The organism is Pseudomonas sp. FW305-7, assembly GCF_058786735.1.
Map to the genome: position 1 here is coordinate 169,845 of NZ_JBYSZA010000004.1, position 25,049 is coordinate 194,893.

At 59.5% G+C, this 25,049-nt stretch carries 31 protein-coding genes; 17 read left to right on the plus strand and 14 right to left on the minus strand.

Annotation, left to right across the window (positions count from 1 at the left end):
- Positions 1 to 65: 65 nt before the first annotated feature.
- Together AC3WMT_RS07670 and AC3WMT_RS07675 are read right to left on the minus strand one after the other, a co-directional pair.
- Positions 66 to 671, minus strand: coding sequence for a DUF6338 family protein (locus tag AC3WMT_RS07670; RefSeq protein ID WP_103303450.1), 606 nt, complete (start codon positions 669 to 671; stop codon positions 66 to 68).
- A gap of 268 nt (positions 672 to 939) precedes the next feature.
- Positions 940 to 2,142, minus strand: a complete 1,203-nt coding sequence (locus tag AC3WMT_RS07675; RefSeq protein ID WP_103303449.1) for an NAD(P)/FAD-dependent oxidoreductase — start codon at positions 2,140 to 2,142, stop codon at positions 940 to 942.
- Between the two features lie 291 nt (positions 2,143 to 2,433).
- Between AC3WMT_RS07675 and AC3WMT_RS07680 the strand changes: the two genes are divergently transcribed.
- Positions 2,434 to 2,982 (plus strand): RrF2 family transcriptional regulator, encoded by a 549-nt coding sequence (locus tag AC3WMT_RS07680; protein ID WP_103303448.1) that lies wholly within the window; start codon positions 2,434 to 2,436, stop codon positions 2,980 to 2,982.
- Positions 2,983 to 3,056: 74 nt separating this feature from the next.
- On the opposite strand, the gene AC3WMT_RS07685 is transcribed toward AC3WMT_RS07680, so the two are convergent.
- Positions 3,057 to 3,392 carry a hypothetical protein gene (locus AC3WMT_RS07685; RefSeq protein ID WP_103303447.1) on the minus strand — a complete coding sequence of 112 codons (336 nt, stop codon included), beginning with the start codon at positions 3,390 to 3,392 and terminating at the stop codon, positions 3,057 to 3,059.
- 200 nt (positions 3,393 to 3,592) lie between these two features.
- Here AC3WMT_RS07685 and AC3WMT_RS07690 point away from each other — a divergent pair, with 200 nt between their 5' ends.
- Positions 3,593 to 3,832 carry a hypothetical protein gene (locus AC3WMT_RS07690; protein WP_103303446.1) on the plus strand — a complete coding sequence of 80 codons (240 nt, stop codon included), beginning with the start codon at positions 3,593 to 3,595 and terminating at the stop codon, positions 3,830 to 3,832.
- Positions 3,833 to 3,891: 59 nt separating this feature from the next.
- Here AC3WMT_RS07690 and AC3WMT_RS07695 read toward each other — a convergent pair whose 3' ends face one another.
- Positions 3,892 to 4,089 (minus strand): DUF2188 domain-containing protein, encoded by a 198-nt coding sequence (locus AC3WMT_RS07695; protein ID WP_103303445.1) that lies wholly within the window; start codon positions 4,087 to 4,089, stop codon positions 3,892 to 3,894.
- 222 nt (positions 4,090 to 4,311) lie between these two features.
- On the opposite strand from AC3WMT_RS07695, the gene AC3WMT_RS07700 reads away from it, so the two are divergent.
- A complete protein-coding gene (locus AC3WMT_RS07700; protein WP_103303444.1) occupies positions 4,312 to 4,674 on the plus strand; it encodes an NUDIX hydrolase in 363 nt (120 codons plus the stop codon).
- 3 nt (positions 4,675 to 4,677) lie between these two features.
- On the opposite strand, the gene AC3WMT_RS07705 is transcribed toward AC3WMT_RS07700, so the two are convergent.
- The 3 genes from AC3WMT_RS07705 to AC3WMT_RS07715 form a co-directional block, all read right to left on the minus strand.
- The gene (locus tag AC3WMT_RS07705; RefSeq protein WP_103303443.1) at positions 4,678 to 4,920 is read right to left on the minus strand and encodes a DUF1652 domain-containing protein; all 243 of its coding nucleotides are present in this window, start codon (positions 4,918 to 4,920) and stop codon (positions 4,678 to 4,680) included.
- A gap of 110 nt (positions 4,921 to 5,030) precedes the next feature.
- The gene (locus AC3WMT_RS07710) at positions 5,031 to 5,930 is read right to left on the minus strand and encodes a polysaccharide deacetylase family protein (protein ID WP_103303442.1); all 900 of its coding nucleotides are present in this window, start codon (positions 5,928 to 5,930) and stop codon (positions 5,031 to 5,033) included.
- Between the two features lie 131 nt (positions 5,931 to 6,061).
- Complete coding sequence (locus AC3WMT_RS07715) at positions 6,062 to 7,009, minus strand: ABC transporter substrate-binding protein (protein WP_103303441.1); 948 nt, start codon at positions 7,007 to 7,009, stop codon at positions 6,062 to 6,064.
- Positions 7,010 to 7,302: 293 nt separating this feature from the next.
- Here AC3WMT_RS07715 and AC3WMT_RS07720 point away from each other — a divergent pair, with 293 nt between their 5' ends.
- The 4 genes from AC3WMT_RS07720 (at position 7,303) to AC3WMT_RS07735 (ending at position 10,526) form a co-directional block, all read left to right on the plus strand.
- A complete protein-coding gene (locus tag AC3WMT_RS07720; RefSeq protein ID WP_103303440.1) occupies positions 7,303 to 8,289 on the plus strand; it encodes an aliphatic sulfonate ABC transporter substrate-binding protein in 987 nt (328 codons plus the stop codon).
- Positions 8,290 to 8,350: 61 nt separating this feature from the next.
- Complete coding sequence (locus AC3WMT_RS07725; RefSeq protein ID WP_103303439.1) at positions 8,351 to 9,193, plus strand: ABC transporter permease; 843 nt, start codon at positions 8,351 to 8,353, stop codon at positions 9,191 to 9,193.
- Between the two features lie 47 nt (positions 9,194 to 9,240).
- Positions 9,241 to 9,921, plus strand: a complete 681-nt coding sequence (locus tag AC3WMT_RS07730) for an SOS response-associated peptidase (RefSeq protein WP_103303438.1) — start codon at positions 9,241 to 9,243, stop codon at positions 9,919 to 9,921.
- A gap of 332 nt (positions 9,922 to 10,253) precedes the next feature.
- The gene (locus AC3WMT_RS07735; RefSeq protein ID WP_103303437.1) at positions 10,254 to 10,526 is read left to right on the plus strand and encodes a hypothetical protein; all 273 of its coding nucleotides are present in this window, start codon (positions 10,254 to 10,256) and stop codon (positions 10,524 to 10,526) included.
- Between the two features lie 44 nt (positions 10,527 to 10,570).
- Here the strand turns inward: AC3WMT_RS07735 and AC3WMT_RS07740 are convergent, their stop codons facing one another.
- The 3 genes from AC3WMT_RS07740 to AC3WMT_RS07750 all read right to left on the minus strand — a co-directional run bounded on the left by AC3WMT_RS07740 (position 10,571) and on the right by AC3WMT_RS07750 (position 11,793).
- Entirely contained in the window at positions 10,571 to 10,720 is a 150-nt protein-coding gene (locus AC3WMT_RS07740) for a hypothetical protein (RefSeq protein WP_177431380.1), read from the minus strand.
- Between the two features lie 63 nt (positions 10,721 to 10,783).
- Positions 10,784 to 11,095: an AzlD domain-containing protein gene (locus AC3WMT_RS07745; RefSeq protein WP_177431384.1), complete on the minus strand. Its 312-nt coding sequence runs from the start codon at positions 11,093 to 11,095 to the stop codon at positions 10,784 to 10,786.
- Positions 11,095 to 11,793: an AzlC family ABC transporter permease gene (locus AC3WMT_RS07750; protein ID WP_103303435.1), complete on the minus strand. Its 699-nt coding sequence runs from the start codon at positions 11,791 to 11,793 to the stop codon at positions 11,095 to 11,097. The genes AC3WMT_RS07745 and AC3WMT_RS07750 overlap by 1 nt, the downstream gene beginning before the upstream one ends.
- Positions 11,794 to 11,926: 133 nt before the next feature.
- Between AC3WMT_RS07750 and AC3WMT_RS07755 the strand changes: the two genes are divergently transcribed.
- A complete protein-coding gene (locus AC3WMT_RS07755) occupies positions 11,927 to 12,313 on the plus strand; it encodes a DUF2784 domain-containing protein (RefSeq protein ID WP_103303434.1) in 387 nt (128 codons plus the stop codon).
- Here AC3WMT_RS07755 and AC3WMT_RS07760 read toward each other — a convergent pair.
- Positions 12,310 to 12,837, minus strand: a complete 528-nt coding sequence (locus tag AC3WMT_RS07760; RefSeq protein WP_103303433.1) for a DUF3087 domain-containing protein — start codon at positions 12,835 to 12,837, stop codon at positions 12,310 to 12,312. The genes AC3WMT_RS07755 and AC3WMT_RS07760 overlap by 4 nt on opposite strands.
- 224 nt (positions 12,838 to 13,061) lie before the next feature.
- On the opposite strand from AC3WMT_RS07760, the gene ppnN reads away from it, so the two are divergent.
- The gene (ppnN, locus tag AC3WMT_RS07765) at positions 13,062 to 14,435 is read left to right on the plus strand and encodes a nucleotide 5'-monophosphate nucleosidase PpnN (RefSeq protein ID WP_103303432.1); all 1,374 of its coding nucleotides are present in this window, start codon (positions 13,062 to 13,064) and stop codon (positions 14,433 to 14,435) included.
- A 206-nt stretch (positions 14,436 to 14,641) separates the two neighbouring features.
- On the opposite strand, the gene AC3WMT_RS07770 is transcribed toward ppnN, so the two are convergent.
- Both AC3WMT_RS07770 and AC3WMT_RS07775 read right to left on the minus strand, forming a co-directional pair.
- On the minus strand, positions 14,642 to 16,045 hold the full coding sequence (locus AC3WMT_RS07770; protein ID WP_103303431.1) for an FAD/NAD(P)-binding protein: 1,404 nt from the start codon (positions 16,043 to 16,045) through the stop codon (positions 14,642 to 14,644).
- Complete coding sequence (locus AC3WMT_RS07775) at positions 16,046 to 16,609, minus strand: helix-turn-helix domain-containing protein (RefSeq protein WP_103303430.1); 564 nt, start codon at positions 16,607 to 16,609, stop codon at positions 16,046 to 16,048.
- Between the two features lie 85 nt (positions 16,610 to 16,694).
- Between AC3WMT_RS07775 and AC3WMT_RS07780 the strand changes: the two genes are divergently transcribed.
- The 7 genes from AC3WMT_RS07780 to AC3WMT_RS07810 all read left to right on the plus strand — a co-directional run bounded on the left by AC3WMT_RS07780 (position 16,695) and on the right by AC3WMT_RS07810 (position 23,939).
- Positions 16,695 to 17,630 (plus strand): DMT family transporter, encoded by a 936-nt coding sequence (locus tag AC3WMT_RS07780; protein ID WP_103303429.1) that lies wholly within the window; start codon positions 16,695 to 16,697, stop codon positions 17,628 to 17,630.
- A gap of 251 nt (positions 17,631 to 17,881) precedes the next feature.
- The gene (locus AC3WMT_RS07785) at positions 17,882 to 20,800 is read left to right on the plus strand and encodes a monovalent cation/H+ antiporter subunit A (protein ID WP_103303427.1); all 2,919 of its coding nucleotides are present in this window, start codon (positions 17,882 to 17,884) and stop codon (positions 20,798 to 20,800) included.
- Entirely contained in the window at positions 20,800 to 21,144 is a 345-nt protein-coding gene (locus tag AC3WMT_RS07790) for a Na+/H+ antiporter subunit C (RefSeq protein WP_008085854.1), read from the plus strand. Before AC3WMT_RS07785 ends, AC3WMT_RS07790 begins: the two co-directional genes overlap by 1 nt.
- Positions 21,141 to 22,820 (plus strand): monovalent cation/H+ antiporter subunit D, encoded by a 1,680-nt coding sequence (locus AC3WMT_RS07795; protein ID WP_103303426.1) that lies wholly within the window; start codon positions 21,141 to 21,143, stop codon positions 22,818 to 22,820. Before AC3WMT_RS07790 ends, AC3WMT_RS07795 begins: the two co-directional genes overlap by 4 nt.
- A complete protein-coding gene (locus AC3WMT_RS07800) occupies positions 22,817 to 23,305 on the plus strand; it encodes a Na+/H+ antiporter subunit E (protein ID WP_103303425.1) in 489 nt (162 codons plus the stop codon). Before AC3WMT_RS07795 ends, AC3WMT_RS07800 begins: the two co-directional genes overlap by 4 nt.
- Positions 23,302 to 23,580: a K+/H+ antiporter subunit F gene (locus AC3WMT_RS07805; protein WP_007910754.1), complete on the plus strand. Its 279-nt coding sequence runs from the start codon at positions 23,302 to 23,304 to the stop codon at positions 23,578 to 23,580. The genes AC3WMT_RS07800 and AC3WMT_RS07805 overlap by 4 nt, the downstream gene beginning before the upstream one ends.
- Positions 23,577 to 23,939 carry a Na+/H+ antiporter subunit G gene (locus tag AC3WMT_RS07810; RefSeq protein ID WP_103303424.1) on the plus strand — a complete coding sequence of 121 codons (363 nt, stop codon included), beginning with the start codon at positions 23,577 to 23,579 and terminating at the stop codon, positions 23,937 to 23,939. The genes AC3WMT_RS07805 and AC3WMT_RS07810 overlap by 4 nt, the downstream gene beginning before the upstream one ends.
- A 160-nt stretch (positions 23,940 to 24,099) precedes the next feature.
- Here AC3WMT_RS07810 and AC3WMT_RS07815 read toward each other — a convergent pair whose 3' ends face one another.
- Positions 24,100 to 24,540, minus strand: a complete 441-nt coding sequence (locus AC3WMT_RS07815; protein WP_103303423.1) for a DUF3995 domain-containing protein — start codon at positions 24,538 to 24,540, stop codon at positions 24,100 to 24,102.
- Between the two features lie 93 nt (positions 24,541 to 24,633).
- Between AC3WMT_RS07815 and AC3WMT_RS07820 the strand changes: the two genes are divergently transcribed.
- The gene (locus AC3WMT_RS07820; protein ID WP_103303422.1) at positions 24,634 to 25,020 is read left to right on the plus strand and encodes a DUF2946 domain-containing protein; all 387 of its coding nucleotides are present in this window, start codon (positions 24,634 to 24,636) and stop codon (positions 25,018 to 25,020) included.
- Positions 25,021 to 25,049 lie beyond the last annotated feature (29 nt).

Consider the following 25,049-nt stretch of genomic DNA (forward strand, 5'->3'; position numbering starts at 1 on the left):
CTTGCCGTCCGGGCCGACAAAAAGGCGCGCCACGCTGGGAGGCATTGGTTGCGTTGCTCTGGCAGTCATGTCGAACCCCCTGATAGCGGGCTGAATTCAACCCATTGGACCTTCGCGGAATCTATCACCAAATACTCAGCGCCAAAAGACGCCACGGTTCCATCACTTTTCAACCATCTGGGGTTCTGCATCACAAACTGACCTTTGGCGGACTCGGGAGGCCACTCTGCGGGCCAGCCGAAAAGGCGTCTATCATCGGTCAAATGCAGTGTGACCAGACGATGATGCTGCGCGAAAGTGCTGAACCACTCACTGGGGTAGGAAGATTGTTTCGTCAGATTTCTGCCTCGCAACCACCCGTGCAACTTGCCACTGGTGGCGAGGCGACAGAAAAACAGACCGAGAGAGATTGAAACAACCAGAGCCCACAGTGTTTCTGCCTTGGCACTCCACGGACCAACTGAGATGCCTTTGGTCCCTACCCACAAACATATCCCTCCGATCCCCGACACCGCTCCTTGAATCACAAACGTAAAAATCAAAGCCTGCACAATCTGACCAAATGTATCCGGTCGCCTGAACGCTGTGAGCGAGTAAAAAATCCAGGTCGATAGAAACCCGGGAATCAAGTACTGCAACAGCGGAATTACCTCTTTCACCAGATCATCCATGATCCGCATCTCCTTCAGATATCGAAACAATCCTTCCCTCGCCTCTTTCAAGGGCTGGCGTGATAAAGCCTAGCCGACCCAAGAAAGCCGCCCTCGCACAACTGTCACTTCTCATTGCAGGCGCCGATCTGCGCAAAGCCAGATCAGCGCCGCCCCCTTCTAACGCAGCGACAAACTTGACAAGCATGCGTCGAGAAGCCTGGTAACAGCCTATTGCGCAGACAAAAAAATCCCGCTCAATGAGCGGGATTTTTCTGCGCAGCATGGATTACGCCACAGGAATCATCGGGTCCGCTGCCGCCAGCGCGCTGGCACGATCAGCCACAGGCGGATAGATCCATTGCGTGTTGATCTGGGTCTTCAACGCTTTGCCTTCCTGTTTGACCAGTTTCACCTGACGGTCCCAGCCTTCGGTGTACACCGCACCCCAGGCACCGAGGTCCAGGCAGGTGACGTATTTCGGCTGGCTGTACGGCGTCGGGTCGACACCGAGAATCTGCGCCGCGACGTTGTTGCCGGCGTGACGACCCAGCGAGATCGCATGCTGGCAAGTCATCAGCGCGTAATTGCCGATGTCGTCGGTGGCGGCGTAGGCCACGTCGCCGGTGGCAAAAATGTCTTCCTGACCGATAACTTTCAGGTGCGCATCGACGTGCAGGCGCCCTTGTTTATCGCGCTCGGCCGGGATTTGCTCGGTGAGCGAGCTGGCGCGTACGCCAGTTGTCCAGATGACGGTTTTCGCCTCGATATGCTGACCGTCCGACAGCGTCACGCCGTCGGCATCGACCGACTGTACCGACACGCCGAGACGCCATGCAACGCCCAGCTCCTCGCTGGCCTCGACGATGGACTTGCTGATTTCTTCACCCATCGAAGCACCGATCTTCTGCCCGCGATCAACGAGGATGACGTTAATGTCGGCCTGTTCGCCGAGAATTGCGCGCAGGCGCGTCGGCATTTCTGTCGCGGTTTCAATACCGGTGAAACCACCGCCCGCAACGACAACCGTGTTGCGCGCTTTGCTGTCAGGGAGGTCTTTCAGGGCTTTGAGGTGTGCTTCGAGACGAATCGCCGCTTCGATCTGATCGACGTCGAATGCGTATTGCGCGACGCCCGGTGTCGCCGACTGCGCCAGACCACTGCCGCTGGCCAGAACGAGTTTGTCGTAGTGGAACGTCTGCTTCTGACCCGACTGATCGGTGTAACCGACGGTTTTTTCTGCCACATCGATGGCTTGCGCCGCACCCTTGATGAAGTGAACGCCGACTGCTTCGAACAGTTCATGCAACGGTGCAGCCAGTTGATGAGCGTTCGGCTCATAAAATCGCGGACGTACACGCAGCTCCGCCTGAGGCGCGAGAACGGTGATTTCAACGTCGTTGCGGCCATGAAGGTCGACCAGACGCGTAGCACTCAATGCCGACCACATGCCGCCAAAACCTGCGCCGATAACCAGAATCTGCTGCTTCATTGTGTTTCTCCAGAAAACGCCCAGCGACTGTAAGAGAGAAATCGAATTCGTTTTGAGTCAGTCACTGCCAACTCAATAGCGCCGACTTTATTAGTCGGACATATTTCTCACAAGTCAGATTATCCGATAGGTTTGATCGGACTTATCGATGACACCGGCAGCTAAAATCCGGACAAATCGCACAGACAATGCACTCACAGCCCTTTATTGATGCAATTCCACCTCTCTCCGCAGATTGCCCACTCGGATCATGGCTGATAACATTTACGACAAATCAAGTCGGACTTAACCATGTCTCTATACAGCGCAGGCGTCGAATACGGCATTCATTGCCTGGCATTTCTGGTCGGTAGCGGCGGCGATACTCGTGAGGCCAGCGTGCGTGACCTCGCCGAACTGCAGGGCGTGCCGGTGGAATATCTGGCGAAAATCTTCACCAGACTGGCCAAGAGCAAACTGGTGGTGGCGTCCGAAGGTGTACGCGGTGGGTTCAGCCTGGCGCGCCCGGCCGATGAAATCACCCTGCTCGATATCGTCAAAGCGATCGATGGGCGCAAGAACATTTTCGAATGTCGCGACATCCGTGGGCGTTGCGCCCTGTTTGAAGGCAAGCCGCCAGAATGGGCCACCGAAGGCACCTGCTCGATCCACGCCGCGATGATGACCGCGCAGCAACGCATGGAAGAGGCCCTCGCCCAACAGACCATTCTCGACATCGCCAGAAAGGTCGGGCGCAAGGCACCAGCAGAATTTGGCCAACAGGTGGAAGACTGGATTCAGGATCGACGCGAGAAAAAAGGCAACTTCGCGACCATCCCTTTGACCGACATTTCCGACTGACCGCCCCGCAAAAAATCGAAAAAAAAGCAGAAACCGCTGATCCGGTTTCTGCTTTTTTGCGCCAGACAAGAGCGCTACAGACAATCACGCACCGATTTGCGCAACGAGCCGGACTTGGCCCACGGCGGCCCCTGATACAACGAAACGCGACTGCCATCCTTGTACTTGACGATATCGAGAATCTCGTCAGCGGTAATGATGCTCGGGGCGGTAATGCGATAGCCGTTGGAAATTGATGTCTGCGACGTTTTCGCCACATCCTGCTGCCACAACGGCAATACACACGCGGCGTAATCCTTCGGCGCCTTGTTACTGGTCTTGCTGACGTTCGGTTCACCCGGCACCAACGATGTCGGCAATGAACAGCCTGCCAACATGGCTAACGCCAGCCCTCCGATCCATATCCGCATGGTGTTTCCTTATTTGTAGAAAGCGTGCTGAAAAAAAAGCGAATGTAACGCCTAACAGGATACACATCCATCGTGGCACCGCGCCCTCGGGGGAGACGGCACAATTTTTCACAACCTTTCTGGCCACTGACAGACGAGCTACACGCTACCCGCAAAAAATCCGACTACTATTTTCTACCGAGAATGTTCTGGAGGTGATCATGCGGCTCAATGAATACGAACACGAACTTCAGCGCGACCTGCAAAGCGTTGCATCGGATCTGCGCTGGTCGGCAGTCGACCTCAAACGCATCGCCGAGCAACTGCGCAAGTCCGGCAACGAGGCGGACGCCCAGGCAGTGCTGAGATCCTGCGAAGTCCTGCAGAGTGATGAGGAGCGGCTGCAACTGTACGCCAAGGAAGTGAAGGCCCGCGCGATCAGTCGAACCAAAGTCCACTGACACTGGCTCGCCCCCAAACAAAAGCCCCGGCCTAAACCGGGGCTGTTCATTGCCGCCATTCAACTGGCCTTGTGACTTTGCGCACACTTCGAGCGTTTTTGGTAACCGGGAAGTGCGGCCGCGTAGGCCAGCGCCTCTTCTCTGCTGGCAAATGACGCCAGCCGATCACCCTGGGTGCACACCCGCCATGGGCCGTTGTTCACGCTGAGCACGTCATAACCGTTCATGTGCATCTTGTTCAGCATCGCAATGCTCATGGTCACCTCCTTTCGCTAACGGACAGGTTCAGCTTCACGCTTTTACCTTACACCCTGTTTTCGCCGCGGTGCCTACCCGGTGTCGTCACGCCTGCCAGTCAGGGGCCTGGCACTTTTCGTACAAGCAAAAGCTCCAAACCGAGAAGGAACCTTTAACCAAGGGCTCGGCTCGAATATTGCAGTTTTATGACTATTTTGTGACAAGCAGTAATCAGGTAACCGATGAAAGTACGTGCCACCGTCATTTGCGAACAGGATCGACATATTCTCCTGGTGCGCAAACCCCGCTGCCGCTGGACATTGCCCGGCGGCAAGGTCGAGCCCGGGGAAACCCGAGCCGATGCTGCCGTACGCGAATTGCAGGAAGAGACCGGCCTGAATGCCGACGAAATGTTGTATCTGATGGAACTGGAAAGCGGTGGCACCCGGCATCACGTCTACGAGGCATCAGTGCTGAACATTGATCAGGTGCGCCCGCAAAATGAAATTATCGACTGCATCTGGCACCCGCTGAATGCGGTGTGCAACCTCAACACCAGTGATGCGACATTGCGCATCGTCCAGGCATTTCAACGGCGTTTATGAGGACTAACCGGCGAACGCCCGGCGACCCGCGCTCATTTCCGTGCGCAACTCACCAATGAAGTTGGAAATGTCACGGATGGTGACGAGGTGCTCTGGGGAAACGCCATTGAGCAGCAATTCGACGCGTCCGCTTTCTGGCTCATACACCTTGATCTGCAGCAGCCCCTGCGTGGAGGGAACGCAGTCGCACTTGAACGCCGGAAACCCGGATTCGACGATGCGGCAAATCTCGGCAATGGCAAGCATGGACGGACGCCTCGCAGGCGAAAATCAATCGATCCGTAGAGCATAGATGAGCAATTTGTACCGTGCCCGGTACAAAACCGTTAACCCGGTCACAACTTTCACGCAGTCACTCAGTGCGCGTCGTGATCCCAAATCCAGTTCCAGATACCCGGCAGCTGCACTGGCTCCGAGCTTTTTTCCACGGTACGCGCCAACGCGGCCCGTTCCAGATCGGCGTGATCATCGTAGAAGGGCTTGTCCGCCAGCCTCACACCTGTAGCCGCAGCGCTATCGAGAAGGATCTGCAAGTATTCGCGAGTGTGCCGCGCGGTGTAACGGTTGAGGTCGTGAAACGTCACCACCACCGGAATCACGCCATCGACGGTCGGAAATTGCCCCAGCGCAATGCGCTCACGAACCTCCGATAACTGCCGCAGCATGTTTGCCCGCCGGCGCGGACTGGCATTGAAGCCCCAGATCTTGCCGTCATTGGCGCTCAAATCGGTGAGTAACACGTGCAGCCCATGCTGTTGATAGGCAGCGAATGTACGTTTGTCGTAGTTCCAGAACGGCGGACGCAACAACGTCGGTGGCGCACCAGTGATGGCGGCGATGTCCGCTGTGCCGTTGGTCAGCGACTCTTCGAGCTCTTGAGGATCGAGCGATCGGTGATTGGTGTGCCAGTGAGTCGCGGTGTGGAAAGCGAGAATGTGCCCCTCGGCAAACTCTCGACGCATGATGCCGCGGCCGATATCGCTGTTGCCGGCCCGGGGCGCACGGGTCTGGACAAAGAACACCGCTTTGATGCCCGGCTGCACAGGATTGTCCTTGAGACTGTCGAGTACGGTGGCCGACGGGTTCCAGAAACTCGAAGCGCTGGGGCCGTCATCGAACGTCAGCAGAAAACGCACGGGGGCTTGAACCTTCAGGCGTGTTTCGGTTTGTGCGGTCATTTCGATGGGCGCGGCGATGCAGCCGGCCAACCCCAACACCATGGCCGCTGCACAAAGAAGTCTGAATCCGGATGTCATGTTTTGCCTTGAGCCCGACCACTGCGGTCATGTTGTCGATTGGCAAAACTCCCTCGCCCTTATCCATCCTTGTGCCCGGTTCTGAGAGCCGAGGTTGGATAAGGTACACAGGGTTTGGTTCCGGCGCTCGCTCAGTGCGTCAGTGCCTGCTGAAAGGAACTGTCGATAATCCCCGCCGTGGCCAGCGGTGCCGGCAGCGCTTTCACTTTAAACAGGAAGTCTGCGGTGCTTTGCAGATCCGTGGCCGCCTGTTGATCCACCGGCCCGACCGTCATGTGCGCCTGGCGCAGCCAGTGCCGCGAAACCTCCTGATCAAGATTGGCTTTCTTCGCCCACAGGTCAGCGTACTCATCGGTATGGCTATCGACCCAGGCCCGCGCTTGCTTCAAACGTCCGAGAAAATCGGCGATCACTTCACGTTTGCTATCAATGGAAGGGGTTGAAGCCGCGATCGCGCTGAGCCCCGGCATCAGATTCTTCGCCGTGAGAATTGGTCGAGCGCCAGAGAAGACAATCTGCTGGGAAATGTACGGTTCCCAAACCGGAAAGGCGTCGATGCTGCCTTGCGGCAAAGCGGCAGCGGCATCAATTGGCATCAGTTTGACGAAGTCGACGTAATTCTCCGGCAGGCCACCCTGCTCCAATGCGCGCAAGGTCAATTGCTGGCTCCAGGCGCCGGGCCAATAGGCGACTTTCTTGCCCTTGAGGTCGGCGATGGTTTTCACCGGAGAATCCTTGGGCACCAGCAAGGCAATCGTGTCGGGGTTTTGTCGGGAGACGCCGATCAACTTCACCGGCGCTTGCTTCGCTGCCAGAAACAGAAAACCGGAATCGCCGAGGAATCCCAGATCAATCGCACCGGTTTGCAAAGCCTCCGCCAACGGTGCAGCCGCCTGGAAATGTTTCCAGTCCACGGTGTAAGGCGCGTCTTTCAACACACCGGAAGCTTCCACCGAAGCTCGAATGTTGTAGTAGTTCTGGTCACCGACATGCAGGACCAAAGGTTCGGCAGCGTAGGAAAGCGGCGACGCAAACAGCGCAGCGGTCAACGCGCAACGGAGGAAACGGGAAAGCTTCATGGCGAGTCCTGCAAAGAGAGATTGCATAGAACATAACGCCGTTAAATGATCACTTTGAAATTCGATTAATGCATAAGCTCAGCACCTCGGATCTCCACTGTCCATCCAGCAACAGTGGCAAATCACACTGTTCGCAGAGCAACAGCGACACCTTGGCATTCTTCAATAAACCCCTTGTAAACCGGCACTTCGAGGCACATGGCACAGAGCCTGCAATATTCCATTCATGCAGAAAGCATTCAAAAAAAATATCTTTTTGGACATAAGAACCTTTGCCTTTGCCGGAGCGACCCATGAAATTGTCATTGCCCTTTTCCCGTCTCAAAACACTGCTCGCCGCCAGCGCAATGGCACTGAGCCTGCAACCGCTGGCCCAAGCCGTCGAAACCGCTCCGGCGGAAGTACACCTGGACTACGCCTATTACTCCCCGGTCAGCCTGGTGCTTAAACATTTCGGCTTCCTCGAAAAAGCCCTGCCGCAAAGCAAAGTCAGCTGGGTGCTGAGCCAGGGCAGCAATCGCTCACTGGAGTACCTCAATAGCGGCGGCGTCGATTTCGCCTCCAGCGCCAGCCTCGCCGCCGTGCTGAGCCGCGCCAATGGCAGCCCGATCAAATCGGTGTACGTTTACAGCCGCGCTGAATGGACTGCGCTGGTCGTGCGCAAAGACTCGCCGTACCAGAGCATCGCCGACCTCAAGGGCAAGAAGATCGCCGCGACCAAAGGCACCGACCCGTATCTGTTTACCCTACGCAGCCTGCAACAGGCCGGGCTGAAAAAGGACGACGTGGAATTGGTGCACCTGCAACATCCGGACGGCCGCACCGCGCTGGAAAAAGGCGATGTCGACGCCTGGGCCGGCCTCGATCCGCACATGGCCGCCAGCCAGGTGCAGGCGGGTTCGCGCCTGTTGTATCGCAACCCGGCGTTCAACAGTTACGGCGTGGTCAGCGTTACCGAGCAGTACGCCAAGGAACATCCGCAGACCATCGACACGGTGATCAAGGCTTACGAACAGGCCCGCGAATGGGCGCTGAAAAACCCTGATGAGTTCGCCGCCCTGCTCGCCAAGGAGTCGGGCCTGCCGCTGGACGTGGCCAAACTGCAGCTGTCGCGCACCGACTTGAGCAGCCCGCAACTGACCGCCAATGATGTCGTCGCCTCGAAAGCGGCCGCGCCGATTCTGGTCTCCGAAGAACTGGTGCGCCGTGGCGTGAATGTCGATCAAGTCATCGACCAGTTGCTCGACAGCGGTGTGCAGCAAGCCGTCGCCCGCCAGTAATCGAAAAGCCTCACCCCGAATCCGCGCGCGTCGTGGATTCGTCGTGAGCGGAGCCATCACCATGACCAGTCACAGCAAAGACCTGCCCGCGCCACTCACAGCGCCGCATCGGCAGCCGCCCATTTTTAACCCCGCATGGCAGCGCCGACTCAAAGGCCTCGCCCTGCCGCTGCTGATCGTCATTGCGCTGGAAATCATCGTGCGCGTCGGCTGGTTGCCGTCTTATCAGATGCCGGCGCCGAGCGAGATCGCCCTGACCCTCACCGATCTTGCCGAAGGCGCGCTGTGGAAACACATCGGCGCCAGCCTGATTCGCGTGCTCCTGGGCTTTGCCATCGGTGCCGGTCTGGCCCTGGTGTTCGCCGCGTGGGTCGGTTTGAGCCGAGAAGCCGAGGCGTATCTGGAGCCGACCTTCGCTGCGCTGCGCTCGATTCCGAGCCTGGCGTGGGTGCCGTTGTTGCTGCTATGGCTGGGCATCGACGAGACCTCGAAAGTTGTCTTGATCGCCATCGGCGCGTTTTTTCCGGTGTACGTCAACGTGGTTGCGGCGATTCGCAACATCGACCGCAAACTGGTCGAGGTCGGCCACATCTACGGCTTCAGCCGCCTGCAACTGGTGCGGCGGATTCTGCTACCCGCCGCCCTGCCCGGCCTGTTCACGGGACTGCGCAGCGGCATGAGCCTGGCGTGGATGTTCCTCGTCGCCGCCGAACTGATCGCCGCGACCAAAGGCCTGGGCTACCTGCTCAGCGACGGCCGCGAGACATCGCGCCCGGACATCGTCCTGGCGGCGATCATCGTCCTCGCCCTCCTCGGCAAACTCAGCGACGGCTTGCTCGCCGCACTGGAACGTCGCTGGCTGAGATGGCGCGACACGTTCACCGGTCAGGCCGCCAAGGAGTGAGCCGCAGCGCCGACTAAGCTGACATCGTCCACCAGGAGATTCAGCCGATGTGCGGAAGACTCTCGCAGTACCGTGGCATTCACGACTTCGTCGCGGCGCTGAGCATTCCCGATGCGTTGATCAATCACGTCGGCGACGCGCCGCTGGCTCGCTACAACGCTGCGCCGACTACCGCGCTGGCGGTTCTCCACCAGCACGATCAGCGTATCTACGCCGACAATTTGCGCTGGGGCTGGCGCCCGCATTGGGCGAAGGACCGTGCTGCGCCGATCAACGCCCGAGTGGAGAAAGTCGCCCACGGGCCGTTCTTCCGGGCGATCTGGCGTCAGCGCCTGATCGTGCCTGTCGACAACTGGTTCGAGTGGGTGGACGCAGAGGATAAAAGCCGACAACCGTGGCTGATCCGTCGGGCGGATCACGGGCCGGTTTTCTGCGCTGGAATCGGGCAATTTCCCACACCCGGCACGGCCCCCCGCGACGACGATGGTTTCGTGATCATCACCGCTGACAGTGCCGGCGGCATGCTCGACATTCATGATCGCCGCCCTGTGGTGCTGTGCGCAGAGTTGGCCCGCGAATGGCTCGATCCTGCCACGCCCGTGGAGCGCGCCGAACAAATGCTGCTATTCGAGGGTGAAGCTGCGGAGGCGTTCGAATGGCATAAAGTCGACAAAGCCGTGGGCAACGCACGCAATCAGGGGTCGAACCTGATTGCCCAGGTCGCCTAAAAATCCATCGACGGCGCCCGTTCTTTCTGTAGGAACTGCCGAAGGCTGCGATCTTTTGATCTGCAAATCCAAAGTCAATGATCGGAGCCTTCGGCACCGTCTGCAGGCTGATGCGCGATCTTTACAGGGGGTGTTTCAGCCTTGAGACAAGGCTGACAAAACAATCGTTTGAGCGAACTAACCGCCTGTCTGACATTTCAACCGTCATACATACATTTAGTTGCACTACGGATAGCATGCGCGCCGCATTTCCATTTGGCATACCAGTTGACCAAAGAGTCAACAAAACCAGGAATCCCCTACAATTTTAACAAGCCTTGCAGAGAACTAAGTTGCGCGACGATTTTGCAATCAAACAGGCCAACGGCCTGGAGTGTATTTATCTGTCCATGACAGAACGCTTTCAACTCGACTGTTTTATCGGCCACTACATCAAGACTCGAAACCTGCGTTCAGTGCCTGACATCGAACGTATCTTGCGCACCACCCTCGAAGGCTATCCCGGCCATCCGCCGGTGATGGTCAACGAGCTCAATGCCTGGATCGACAGAACGCTGGGTTATCGGGCGGCACACCCCGATTTCACGCAGTTGGAAGACCTCTGAAACGCAAAAAGCCCCGCATGATCGGGGCTTTTTGTTTGCAGCATTCAGGGTTTCAAAGGCATTTCCTGATCACGATCAGACAGCTCTCTGCTGTCGTCGTGTTTCCAGGTCTGCTTTTCTCTTCTTTCCTGTTCCTCAATCTCCGCTTCTGTCGGCTCATCGTCATCATTCGGACGCGTTTTCTCGGTTGCCATGCCCACCTCGCTCTCAGAGGAAATCATCTTCCATAAAGCGTAGATCAGTTTTCATCGGACAACTTACAACCACCAACGCAGCAAAAAGAAAAACGCCATGCTCAATAACATGCTCAGTAGCGTACTGCGTGTGTAGATCACCAGTCCGATCGCCACCAGCGAACTAAGCAAATACGGGTTATCCCACTGCAAATTCAGCTGTTTTTCCGGCATGAATACAATCGGCCCACAGATTGCAGTCAACATGCCCGGCACCGCAAAACCGAGAAACTGCCGCGCGTTACTGCTCAGACGTAGCGGCAAACGCGGCTCAAGAAACACATAGCGGTTGAGGAACACCAGCAATCCCATCCCGACAATGACTGCCCAAACCATCATGTGCGCCCCCGATACAGCTTGTTGCAGATAAACCCTGCAGTCATCCCGGCCAATCCCGACAGGACAAGCGCCGAGCCCCATTGCCAATAACTGAACAACACCGAACAGAACAACGAGACCGCCACGCAGACCACGGTCGGCACGTTGCGCACCACCGGCGTGATCAGGGCAATGAAGGTCGCGGCAATCGAAAAATCCAGGCCCAGATGCTCAAGGCCCGGAATGCTGCTGCCCAGGACAATCCCGGCGAGGGTAAACAGGTTCCACGCGATGTAGAACGTCAGGCCAACCCCCAAGGCATACCAGCGATTGAACTGCTGACGATCATGCTGGCTGGTCAGGGCGAACAACTCGTCGGTGAGCAAAAAACCCAGCCCGATCCGCCAACGTCCCGGCAGCGGCGAAATCACCGAGCGCATGCTCATGCCATACAACAGATGTTGCGAAGTCAGCAGCAGCGTGGTCAGCAGAATCGAGAAGATCCCGGCACCGCCCTTGAGCATGCCGATTGCCACCAACTGCGCAGCGCCGGCAAACACGATGCTCGACAAGCCCTGCCCTTGCAGTGGTGTGAGGTTGGCTTCAATCGTCATGGAACCGGCAAGCAGCCCCCACGGCGCAGTCGCCAGAGACAGCGGTATGATCGCCGCAGCGCCGCGAAGAAACGCACTGCGCGGCATAAGAGAGTCAGACATAACGCTTTTCAACCCAGGAAAACGGTCGACGACTGTGCCAGTAAAAACGCCGCCCGGTCTTGAACAATCTTGCGCAATTACCCAGGCCCTGCGCGTAACATAGCGCCACTCACAATTGCGTCAGGGAGACGACATGCTGTACCGAATCGCAGCCGACGGGCTGGTGCTGTTTCATTTGCTGTTCATATTGTTCGTGCTGTTCGGCGGGCTGCTGGTCCTCAAGTGGCCACGACTGATGTGGCTGCACCTGCCAGCCGCTGCATGGGGCTTTGCGGTCGAGGTGTTGCACCTGACCTGTCCGCTGACCTACTGGGAAAACCTGATGCGTCACGCTGCCGGGCAAACCGAATACGCCGGCGGATTCATCGAGCACTACATCTGGCCGATCATCTACCCGGCCGGGCTGACCCCGGGGATTCAACTGGTGCTGGGTAGCGTGGTCCTGGCGGTCAACCTGCTGGTGTATGGGCGCCTGATTCGCTCGTGGAAACAGCGCCGCGCCCGGCGTATTGCGCTTTAACGCGACGCCGGTTTCAAGGCTTCCAGCCATGCCGGATCAAGGCGTGGCTGGTCGATATCGAGCCCCAGCGCCTGCATCCGCTCTTTGTGTGTTTCGACTTCCCGGTGCAATTGCGCATGATCGCTGGAGTTGCCATCCAGTTCATGCATTTGCGTCAGCCCCATGTGATAGAAACGCAACACTTTCATGGCCGTCGGATCATTTTTCTCAACCGCTGCCGTCACCTGGTGCATCACATTGGTGACGCTCATCAGGCTGCGCTTGAGCCGCCAGCTATAGACCGCCGGGGCCATCCACGTCTGGGTCCAGAACCGCCCGCGCAACAGCGCCGCCGTCAACAGAAACGCGACAAACACCCCGCCGACATTGAAGCGCAGGTTATCGCCACCGGGCTCGCCGAACAGCGCCACTGCCGTCGTCGAAAACAACATCGCCAGCACCAGAAACAGCACCGCAATGATCAGTGTGCTGCGTCGGGTCTGCTGGCGAAAGGTGACCGCGTCCATCGGCTGAATCTCGAACATCACTTATGACTTCCTTGAGCGACAAAAAGAGCAACGGAAAAAACTCGCCCGCGCATTATCGCCTCTGCGAAGGATTTAGCTATGCTGGGGCTCCTTTTCATCTTTTCAGCGTCCAACGGGGACATGGCGGTACAGCGCAGATCGTGCCATCTTCATTCATGGATACACACTATTCGGATGCCATTCGCCTGGTTTTGGGATGACATCGTTTTAAGGATCATTGCATGACCCAACGACACGTAATCAATGCCTCGGTCAGCCCGAAAGGCAGCCTGGAAACCCTTTCTCAACGTGAAGTCCAGCAACTGAGCGAAGCCGGATCCGGCAGTACCTACACCCTCTTCCGCCAGTGCGCCCTGGCCATCCTCAACACCGGCGCCCATGTCGATAACGCCAAGACCATCCTTGAAGCCTACAAAGATTTCGAAATCCGCATTCACCAACAGGATCGCGGTGTGCGCCTGGAGCTGCTGAACGCTCCGGCCGATGCTTTCGTCGACGGCGAAATGATCGCCAGCACCCGGGAAATGCTCTTCAGCGCCCTGCGCGACATCGTCTACACCGAAAACGAACTCGACAGCCAACGCATCGACCTGAGCACCTCGCAAGGCATCAGTGACTACGTTTTCCACCTGCTGCGCAACGCGCGCACCCTGCGCCCGGGCGTCGAACCGAAAATCGTCGTGTGCTGGGGCGGTCACTCGATCAACACCGAAGAATACAAATACACCAAGAAAGTCGGCCACGAACTGGGCCTGCGCAGCCTCGACATCTGCACCGGTTGCGGTCCCGGCGTGATGAAGGGCCCGATGAAGGGCGCGACCATCGCTCACGCCAAACAACGCATTCACGGCGGCCGCTACCTCGGTCTGACCGAGCCGGGCATCATCGCCGCCGAAGCGCCAAACCCGATCGTCAACGAACTGGTGATCCTGCCGGACATCGAAAAGCGTCTGGAAGCGTTCGTGCGAGTGGGCCATGGCATCATCATCTTCCCGGGCGGCGCCGGTACCGCTGAAGAATTCCTATATCTGCTGGGCATCCTGATGCATCCGGACAACGAGGGCTTGCCGTTCCCGGTGATCCTGACCGGTCCGAAGCATGCCGCGCCGTATCTGGAGCAACTCGACGCGTTCGTCATCGCCACGCTTGGCGAAGCCGCCAAACAGCACTACGAAATCATCATCGACGACCCGGCTGAAGTGGCGCGCCAGATGACTCAGGGCCTGAAAGCGGTGAAGCAGTTCCGCCGCGAACGCAACGACGCTTTCCACTTCAACTGGTTGTTGAAGATCGACGAGGGCTTCCAGCGTCCGTTCGATCCGACCCACGAAAACATGGCCAACCTCAAATTGCACCGCGACCAGCCACCTCACGAACTGGCGGCCAACCTGCGTCGGGCGTTCTCAGGGATCGTTGCCGGTAACGTCAAGGACAAGGGCATTCGCCTGATCGAAGAGCACGGGCCTTATCAGATCCGTGGTGACGCGGCGATCATGCAACCGCTGGATGCGCTGCTCAAAGCCTTCGTCGCCCAGCACCGGATGAAACTGCCGGGCGGCGCGGCATATGTGCCGTGCTATCGAGTCGTGGCGTAACTCTTTCGCTTACCACGCTACAAATGTAGGAGCGAGCCTGCTCGCGATAGCGGTAGATCAGTCACCTTTTATATCGACTGAACCACCGCTATCGCGAGCAGGCTCACTCCTACAGGTTCTGTGGCGTGGCACAAATGGTGTTTACAACCAGAGTCCTGTGGGAGCGGGCTTGCCCGCGATGAGGCCCAGCCCGTAAACAGAAGCCCTCAACCTTGCTCAGAGCCCAACCGCGCCGCCAGTGCCTTGGCCTGCAACGCCACATCCGTCACTGCCGTACTCTCCCACCACATCCCGCGCAACGGCGGCCCCATGGCGAACAACCGATTCGCGACCTGGCCGTTTTCGTCCAGCACCGCACCGTCAATCGCAGCCGCAATCCCCAACGCCAACGGCCCCGGCTGCACCAGTCCACGGGCCAGTAACTGCTGTGGCAACGGCCTGGCAACACGCCGCCAGTCGTATTCGATCCCGCTGGAGTTGATCAACGCCGCCCCCTGCACCACGCGGGTTTCGGCTTCACCCCGGCGCCGAATGCGAATATGCACACCGCCCTCCGCGCATGGCTCGAGCCCCTTGAAAGAAGCCGCATGAATCCGCAGCCGTCCCTCTCCCAGCAAACGCTCAACCAACTGCGCACTCAACGGTGGCGAACGATGGTGATGGCTTTCCCACCACGGCCGCACATGCCGTACGAATTGTCGACGCTGCACGTCAGTTGCCTGACTCCACAATCGAGCGATGTGCACCCGTACCGTGTCCAGCGGCGCCTGCCAATCGATGCCTTGGGCGATAGCATCACGGCAATGCCGGCGCAGTTCGCGTAACAACTGGCGCGGCGAGCGGATGCTGTGATCTTCAGCGAGGAAATCCACCCAGGCTGGCGGTTGCCGGCGCACATGGGGCAGCAAGCCGTGACGGGAAAACACCTCGATAGGCCCGCGATGGCCGGCCTGCTCCAGCGAGACCACGGCATCGACCATGGTCAGGCCGGAACCTATGATCAGCACGGTCGATAGCGGATCGAGCTGGCGCATGGCCGCGACAGCCCATGGGTCGAGTGCGGCGGCATTCAGGCCGCTGGACTCTTTCTGTGGCGTACGTGCAGCGGGGAACATGCCCGTGGCAAGCACCGCATAAGCGCCCCGAATGTGCTGACCATCATTCAACGTGACTTGCACCGATTCGGCTTCGGTTTGCAGGTCGATGACTTCTGCACAGATATGCTCGACGGTCGAACCGTATTGCTCGCCAACCTCTCGCGCTTCAGCCAGGCGCTGCTGCACGTAGACGCCGAACAATCCCCGAGGCGGGAACAGTTCACAGACCGGCACTTGCTGCTCGGAAGACTGCGGCCAGCCTCCAGCAGCAATATGTTCGGTCAGCCATTGCGTCAGATCATCCGGGTTGTCCGGATCAACGCTCATGCGTGCAGCATTGCCGTTGAGCGTGTGGCCCAATTCGACCGCGCTGTAAGCTTCGCCGCGACCCAGTTCGGCACGGGGCTCAATAATCAGAATCTTGCGCTGACCGGGCAGACGCAACAATTGCACCGCCAGCATCGCGCCACTGAGGCCACCGCCGATGATCAGGATGTCTGCGCACTGACTCATTCAAATCACCACATTTCGTACGAACCGCGCCGCCACGTTGCCATCATTGCGATAGGCATGCGGCTGATTGCTGGCAAACATGAAAAACTCGCCCGCGTTGATGCGCTGCGGCTGGTCGCCGAGCATCAGCGTCAAGCAACCTTCGAACACATAGATCTGCTCGCTCCAGCCGTCGGCATCCGGTTGTGAGGGGTAGACCTCGCCCGGTTGCAGGCACCACTCCCATTGCTCGACCTCGCGGGTGGCGGTGGCTTTGGACAGCAGCACCGCTTTGCTGCCGGGAATCTTCCCGGCCCATGCCACTTCATTGATGCGGCTCGGATCGCGTGCATCGGGCGCCTGGATCAGATCACTGAAAGCAACGTCGAGCGCTTCGGCAACGCGGTCGAGAGTGGTCAGGCTGACATTCTTTTCGCCGGCCTCGATCGCCACCAGCATGCGCCGGCTCACCCCGGACTTTTCCGCCAGCGCGGTCTGGCTCATGTCGGCAGCATGCCGCAAGCGCCGCACATTCTGGCTGACGTGTTGCAGAACGGAGGCTCGTTGGCTGGAATCTTTGTGCACTATATTGCTCACTCGATGGGGTTGGGCAGTATACTGCGCAACATTTGGCGCATTGTGCGTCGCTCTTTCTCCAGCGTGCAAGGACATGACGTCAGTGAATCGCCCCGACACTCCCCTCCGTTTCTCCCGTTTCAGCAAAGCCGAGTGCGTGCTGGTGCTGATCACCATGGTCTGGGGCGGCACGTTTTTGCTGGTTCAACACGCGATGACCGTCAGTGGCCCGATGTTCTTCGTCGGCCTGCGCTTCGCCGCTGCAGCGTGCATCGTTGCGCTGTTCTCCTGGCGCCATCTGCGTGAACTGACCCTGTTCGAACTCAAGGCTGGCGCCTTCATCGGCGTGGCAATCATGCTCGGTTACGGCTTGCAGACGGTCGGATTGCAGACCATTCCGAGCAGTCAGTCGGCATTCATTACCGCGTTGTATGTGCCGTTTGTGCCCTTGCTGCAGTGGCTGGTGCTCGGGCGGCGTCCGGGATTGATGCCGAGCATCGGCATCATGCTGGCGTTTACCGGGCTGATGCTGCTGTCCGGGCCGTCCGGGGCTTCGCTGAACTTCAGTCCCGGCGAAATTGCGACATTGATCAGCGCCATCGCGATTGCTGCCGAGATCATTCTGATCAGCACTTACGCCGGCCAGGTCGATGTGCGCCGGGTGACGGTGGTGCAGTTGGCAACGACGTCGGTGTTGTCATTTCTGCTGGTGGTGCCAACGGGTGAGGTGATTGCGGACTTCTCCTGGACCCTGCTGGTGACCGCTTTGGGCCTGGGCGCGGCGAGTGCAGCGATTCAGGTGGCGATGAACTGGGCGCAGAAGAGCGTTTCGCCGACCCGGGCCACGTTGATCTATGCCGGTGAGCCGGTGTGGGCCGGGTTTGTCGGGCGGATCGCCGGAGAGCGGCTGCCGGCAATTGCTTTGGTGGGGGCCGGGTTGATTGTGGCGGCGGTGATTGTCAGTGAGTTGAAGACCAAGGGTAAGGTTGCTGAAGCAGAGGCTGAACTGGAGCGGGAAACCCAGCGCTGATCCGCAACGTCTTGAGCGTCTGAACGAAAGTCATCGCGGGCAAGCCCGCTCCCACAGGGTTTGTGCACGACGCAAATACTGTGGGAGCGGGCTTGCCCGCGATGGGGCCCTCAAAGACGACGTCCCCCTCCTGAAATAATGCCAAACACAAATTTTCAGACTACTTTGTAGGATTCTGAGACATCCTGGCGTTTGGTGATCGGGGAGCTGGCACGTATGATGCTTTACAAACTTCCGCAGATTAGAAGCCTATGTCCCTGATAGTTCTACTGCTTCTGCCATTCATTGGCAGCTGTCTGGCAGCGGTGCTGCCACATAACGCGCGTAATACAGAATCCCTGCTGGCAGGTCTGGTCGCTTTGATCGGCACCGTCCAGGTCGCGCTGTTGTACCCGCAAATCGCCCATGGCGGCGTCATCCGCGAAGAGTTCATGTGGCTGCCCAGCCTCGGCCTGAACTTCGTCCTGCGCATGGACGGCTTTGCCTGGCTGTTCTCGATGCTGGTGCTGGGCATCGGCACCCTCGTCTCTTTATATGCCCGCTATTACATGTCGCCGGATGACCCGGTGCCGCGTTTCTTCGCGTTTTTCCTGGCGTTCATGGGTGCCATGCTCGGGCTGGTGATTTCCGGCAATCTTATCCAGATCGTGTTTTTCTGGGAGTTGACCAGCCTCTTCTCGTTCCTGCTGATCGGCTACTGGCATCACCGCGCCGACGCCCGTCGCGGTGCCTATATGGCGTTGATGGTCACGGGGGCCGGTGGTTTATGCCTTCTGGCGGGGGTCATGATCCTCGGCCATGTCGTCGGCAGCTATGACCTGGACAAGGTCCTGGCCGCCGGCGATCAGATTCGCGCACATGCCCTCTACCCTATTCTGCTACCTCTCATTCTTATCGGCGCACTCAGCAAAAGCGCCCAGTTTCCCTTCCATTTCTGGCTGCCGCACGCCATGGCGGCGCCCACCCCGGTTTCGGCTTATCTGCACTCGGCAACCATGGTCAAGGCCGGGGTGTTCCTGCTCGCACGCCTGTGGCCGTCGCTGTCCGGCAGTGAAGAATGGTTCTATATCGTCAGCGGCGCCGGCGCCTGTACGCTGCTGCTCGGCGCGTATTGCGCGATGTTCCAGAACGACCTCAAGGGTCTGCTGGCCTATTCGACCATCAGCCACCTTGGCTTGATCACCTTGCTGCTGGGTCTGAACAGTCCGTTGGCAGCGGTCGCGGCGGTGTTCCACATCCTCAACCACGCGACATTCAAGGCCTCGCTGTTCATGGCCGCCGGTATCATCGACCACGAGAGCGGCACGCGGGATATCCGCAAGCTCAGCGGTCTGATCAAGCTGATTCCGTTCACCGCGACGCTGGCCATGGTCGCCAGCGCCTCGATGGCGGGCGTGCCGCTGCTCAACGGTTTCCTGTCGAAAGAAATGTTCTTCGCCGAGACCGTGTTCATCAACGCCACCGCGTGGGTCGAAGCCGCGCTGCCGATTGTCGCGACCATCGCCGGTACCTTCAGCGTCGCCTATTCGCTGCGTTTCACGGTCGATGTGTTCTTCGGTCCACCGGCCACCGACCTGCCGCACACCCCGCACGAACCACCGCGCTGGATGCGCGCCCCCGTCGAATTGCTGGTGTTCACCTGCCTGTTGGTGGGCATTTTCCCGGCACAGATCGTCGGTCCATTACTGGCCGCCGCAGCATTGCCGGTTGTCGGCGGTCCCCTGCCGGAATACAGCCTGGCGATCTGGCACGGTTTGAACGCACCGATGATCATGAGCCTGATCGCCATGTCCGGCGGCATCGTGCTCTACCTCTTGCTACGCAATCAGTTCAGACAGGGCCGCTTCAAATATCCGCCACTGGTAGGCCGCTTCAACGGCAAGCGCCTGTTCGAGCGCAGTCTGGTGGAGATGATGCGCATGGCCCGTCGGGTAGAACGTCGACTCGGCACCCGGCGCCTGCAAATGCAACTGTTCCTGATGGTGTTGGCTGCCGTACTCGCCGGCCTGATCCCGATGCTGCACAGCAGCCTGAGTTGGGGCGACCGGCCGAAGATTCCGGGCTCCATCGTCTTCGTAACCCTGTGGCTGCTGGCGATTGCCTGTGCCCTCGGCGCCGCATGGCAGGCCAAATATCACCGTCTCGCCGCCCTGACCATGGTCAGCGTCTGTGGCCTGATGACCTGCGTAACCTTTGTCTGGTTCTCCGCACCGGATCTGGCACTGACGCAACTGGCGGTCGAAGTGGTGACCACCGTGCTGATCCTGCTGGGCCTGCGCTGGCTGCCGCGACGCATCGAAGAAGTCTCGCCACTGCCAAGCAGCCTGCGCAAGGCGCGTATTCGACGCCTGCGCGACTTGCTGCTGTCGATTGCCGTGGGCGGCGGCATGGCGCTGCTGTCCTACGCCATGCTCACTCGGCAGACGCCGAACGACATCTCCTCGTTCTACCTCAGCCGGGCCATGCCTGAGGGCGGTGGCAGCAACGTGGTCAACGTGATGCTGGTGGATTTCCGCGGCTTCGATACCCTCGGCGAAATCACCGTACTCGTTGCCGTAGCGCTGACTGTGTTCGCTCTGCTGCGCCGCTTCCGCCCACCGAAAGAAAGCCTGCAACTGCCAGCCCAGCAACGCCTGCTGGCACCGGACGTGGTCACCGATCTGGTCAACCCGCGTTCGGCCAGCGACACCGCGCTCGGCTTCATGATGGTGCCGGCGGTGCTGGTGCGCCTGCTGCTGCCGATTGCGCTGGTGGTGTCGTTCTACCTGTTCATGCGTGGACACAATCAACCGGGCGGCGGTTTCGTCGCCGGACTGGTGATGTCGGTGGCGTTCATCCTGCAATACATGGTTGCCGGCACACAGTGGGTCGAGGCGCAAATGAGCCTGCGGCCGCTGCGCTGGATGGGCACCGGGTTGCTGTTCGCCACTGCTACCGGGCTCGGCGCGATGGTGGTCGGGTATCCGTTCCTCACCACGCATACCTGGCATTTCTCCCTGCCGCTGCTGGGTGACATCCATATCGCCAGTGCGCTGTTCTTTGATATTGGCGTGTACGGCGTAGTGGTCGGTTCGACGCTGCTGATCCTCACCGCCCTTGCCCACCAATCGGTGCGGGGTCACAAGACCGCATCGCTGCCCAAGTCCGTCGCCAGCAAAGGAGCCGTCTGATGGAAGAAGTCATCGCAATCGCCATCGGCGTCCTCGCCGCTTCCGGTGTCTGGCTGATCCTGCGACCACGGACCTTTCAGGTGGTCATGGGTCTGTGCCTGCTGTCGTACGCAGTCAACTTGTTCATCTTCAGCATGGGCAGCCTGTTCATCGGCAAGGAGCCGGTGATCAAGGACGGCGTGACGCAAGACTTGCTGCACTACACCGACCCGCTGCCACAAGCATTGGTACTGACCGCAATCGTCATCAGCTTCGCCATGACCGCTCTGTTCCTGGTGGTGCTGCTCGCCTCGCGGGGCCTGACCGGCACTGACCACGTCGACGGCCGGGAGCCCAAGGAATGATGGCGATGACTCACCTGATCGCCGCACCGATCCTGCTGCCGCTGCTGACCGCCGCGATCATGCTGATGCTCGGCGAACGGCACCGGCCGTTGAAGGCGAAAATCAACCTGTTCTCCAGCCTCCTCGGCCTGTTCATTTCGGTGATGCTGCTGCAATGGACGCAGACCACTGGCGTGCCCGGCTCGATCGGCGTGTACCTGCCGGGCAACTGGCAGGCGCCATTCGGCATTGTGCTGGTGGTCGATCGCCTGTCCGCGCTGATGCTGGTGCTGACCGGGATCATCGGCGTCAGCGCCCTGCTCTTCGCCATGGCGCGTTGGGACGGCGCCGGTTCGAGTTTCCACGCACTGTTCCAGATTCAGTTGATGGGCCTGTACGGCGCGTTCCTGACGGCGGACCTGTTCAACCTGTTCGTGTTCTTCGAAGTGCTGCTGGCCGCGTCTTATGGCCTGTTGCTGCATGGGTCGGGTCGCGCGCGGGTGTCGTCGGGGTTGCATTACATCTCGATCAATTTGCTCGCCTCGTCGTTGTTTCTGATCGGCGCGGCGTTGATCTACGGCGTGACCGGCACCCTGAACATGGCCGATCTGGCGCTGAAAATTCCGCTGGTGCCGGAAGCCGACCGTGGCTTGTTGCATGCCGGCGCGGGGATTCTCGCCGTAGCGTTCCTGGCCAAGGCTGGCATGTGGCCGCTGAACTTCTGGCTGGTGCCGGCCTACTCCTCGGCCAGTGCCCCGGTGGCGGCGATGTTCGCGATCATGACCAAGGTCGGCATCTACACCCTGCTGCGTCTGTGGACGCTGCTGTTCTCCGGGCAAGCCGGGGCGTCGGCGTTCTTCGGCGGTGACTGGCTGATCTACGGCGGCATGGCGACCATGGCCTGCGCGGCGCTGGCGATTCTTGCCGCACAACGCCTGGAACGTATGGCCAGCCTGAGCATTCTGGTCTCGGCGGGGATCCTGCTCTCGGCCGTCGGCTTCGCCCAGCCGAACCTGATCGGCGCGGCGCTGTTCTATCTGGTCAGCTCAACCCTGGCCCTGAGCGCGCTGTTCCTGCTGGCCGAGTTGATCGAGCGTTCGCGCTCGGCCAACGAGATCCCGCTGGAAGACGAAAGCGAGCTGCTGCCGCGACCGCAGGAATCCCTGCAGCCGCCCAAAGGCATCAACCTCGACGACGAACAGAAAGCCGTGGTTGGTCAGGTCATCCCGTGGACCATGGCGTTTCTCGGGCTGAGCTTTATCGCCTGCGCCCTGCTGATCATCGGCATGCCGCCGCTGTCCGGGTTTATCGGCAAGCTCAGCCTGATCGGCGCGCTGCTCAATCCGCTGGGATTGGGCAGCGGCGCACCGATTTCCAATGCCGCGTGGGCCTTGCTGGCGCTGCTGATCCTGTCGGGGCTGGCCTCGTTGATGGCGTTCTCGCGCCTCGGCATCCAGCGCTTCTGGACGCCAGAAGAGCGCCCTTCACCGCTACTGCGCAAACTCGAATGCGCGCCGATTTTCCTGCTGCTGGGCTTGAGTATCGCCCTGACCTTCAAGGCTGAACCGTTGCTGCGCTACACCCAGGCCACGGCCGATGCCCTGAACAATCCGCAGCAATACGTGATGGCGGTGCTCGGCACCCGAGCTGTGCCGAGTCCGGAAGCCAAGGCAGCCGTGCTGGAGGTGCAGCCATGAAGCGCGTGTTTCCGGCACCGTTACTCTCTCTTGCACTATGTGCGTTGTGGTTGACCCTGAACCTGTCGATCAGCCCGGGCAACCTGCTGCTCGGCGCAATACTGGGATTCGCCGCACCTTTGATGATGCGCAAGCTGCGTCCGAAACAAGTGCGCATCCGCCGACCGCTGACGATCCTGCGCCTGTTCTTCCTCGTCGGGCGCGATGTTGTGGTTTCCAACCTGATCGTTGCCTGGGGCGTGCTCAACGCCGGTCGCCGCCCGCCTCGCTCGTGCTTCGTGAAAGTGCCGCTGGACCTGCGCGACGCCCACGGCCTGGCCACGTTGTCGATGATCTGCACGGTGGTGCCCGGCACAGTGTGGTCGGAACTGGCGCTGGATCGCAGCATTCTCTTGCTGCACGTCTGGGATCTGGATGACGAGGCGCAATTCATCGAGCACTTCAAGAGTGCTTACGAGCGGCCGTTGATGGAGATTTTCGAATGAGCCCATTACTGTCGAACGCGATTCTGCTGACGCTGTTCCTGTTCTCGCTGGCCATGGTGCTGACGCTGGTACGCCTGTTCAAAGGGCCGTCGGCGCAGGATCGGGTACTCGCGCTGGACTATCTGTACATCGTGGCGATGCTGATGATGCTGACCCTGGGCATTCGTTACTCCAGTGACACTTACTTTGAAGCGGCGCTGCTGATCGCGCTGTTCGGCTTCGTCGGCTCGTTTGCCCTGGCGAAATTCCTGCTGCGTGGCGAGGTGATCGAATGAATGCGGAACTGTCTCTGTGGGTTGAGATTCCGGTGGCGATCCTGCTGGTGCTCAGCGGCTTGTTTGCGCTGATCGGCGCGACCGGACTGTTGCGGATGAAGGACTATTTCCAGCGCATGCATCCGCCGGCACTGGCTTCGACGCTGGGCGCGTGGTGCGTGGCGCTGGCCTCGATCATCTGCTTTTCGGCGCTGAAATCCGGGCCGGTGGTGCATGCGTGGCTGATTCCGATCCTGCTGGCGATCACCGTGCCGGTGACCACTTTGCTGCTGGCCCGGGCGGCGTTGTTCCGCAAGCGCATGGCCGGGGATGATGTGCCGGCCGAAGTCAGCAGCCGCCGCACTGAAAGCGGTAGTTGATTCCGAATCCTTGTGGTGTTGGTGCTGGCCTCATCGCGGGCAAGCCAGCTCCCACAGGGTTTTAGGTGGGGTCCGGTATTTGTGTACACCCACAATCACTGTGGGAGCGGGCTTGCCCGCGATGAGGCCAGTTCAGCAACCACACAAATCCGACCTGACCTCAAACCCAAGCCACCGCCAACAACCCCGCCCCCAACATCGCGCACAATGGCGAATACACCCAGGTATCCAGCCGGGCGAACCGCGAACCCTTCACTTCCTTGAAAAACCCCACCAGATGCGAATCACCAATCGCCCGGGCAAACATCAATAGCGCGATCGCACTGATCAGCCATTGCAACGCCTTGTGATGCACCGCCGGCACGCCCCAGCCGACCCGCAGACACACCAGCGCGGCAATCGCCAATAAAGCCGCAGCCACCACCAACGTGATCCAGCCCGTCGGTTTGAATGCCGGTCGCACTGTCGGCACCAAGCCTGCCACCGGAACTTGTGGCACTGCCGCCACCGCCGCCCATTGCCCGCCCAGCGCCCAGTACACATGCACCAGGGCGATTACCGCAAAAACAGTCACCAGCCATTGAGCCAACACAAAGGTCATGGTTGAAATCCTTGAAAGGGATTTGAACAAATCATCCTAGTCGCAATTTTTTCAAGTGCACGACCGATCAGCGGTACGGTAAAGTGCCGCCCCATGAAATTCTCCCGTACCGATCGTTCACTGCTGGCCTGGATGCTTTACTGCTGCGTCCTGTTCAACGTGTTCGCCTGCAGCATCGGTCACGGACAAATGGTCGGGATGCAGCTCAACGGTATCGGTGGTCAGTTCTGTACGGTCGATCCGGCGACTCAAGCGCCGCTCACCAGCAATCCCACCGAAGAAAAACTGCCGACGCTGTCCAAAGCATTTGGCTGCCCATTGTGCTCGACTGGCGGCATGGGCCCGGCGTTCAACTCCAGCCTGACCCTGGCGATCCTGCCGGAGCAACACAGCCCGCCACTGGCCCCTATCTTCAGTGCCGACCTCCCTGCTCGCTTCACCTGGCCCTCTGCCAACCCTCGCGCCCCGCCGCTCGCCTGAGTGTCTTTGCCTTTTTGATTTTTCAGCTC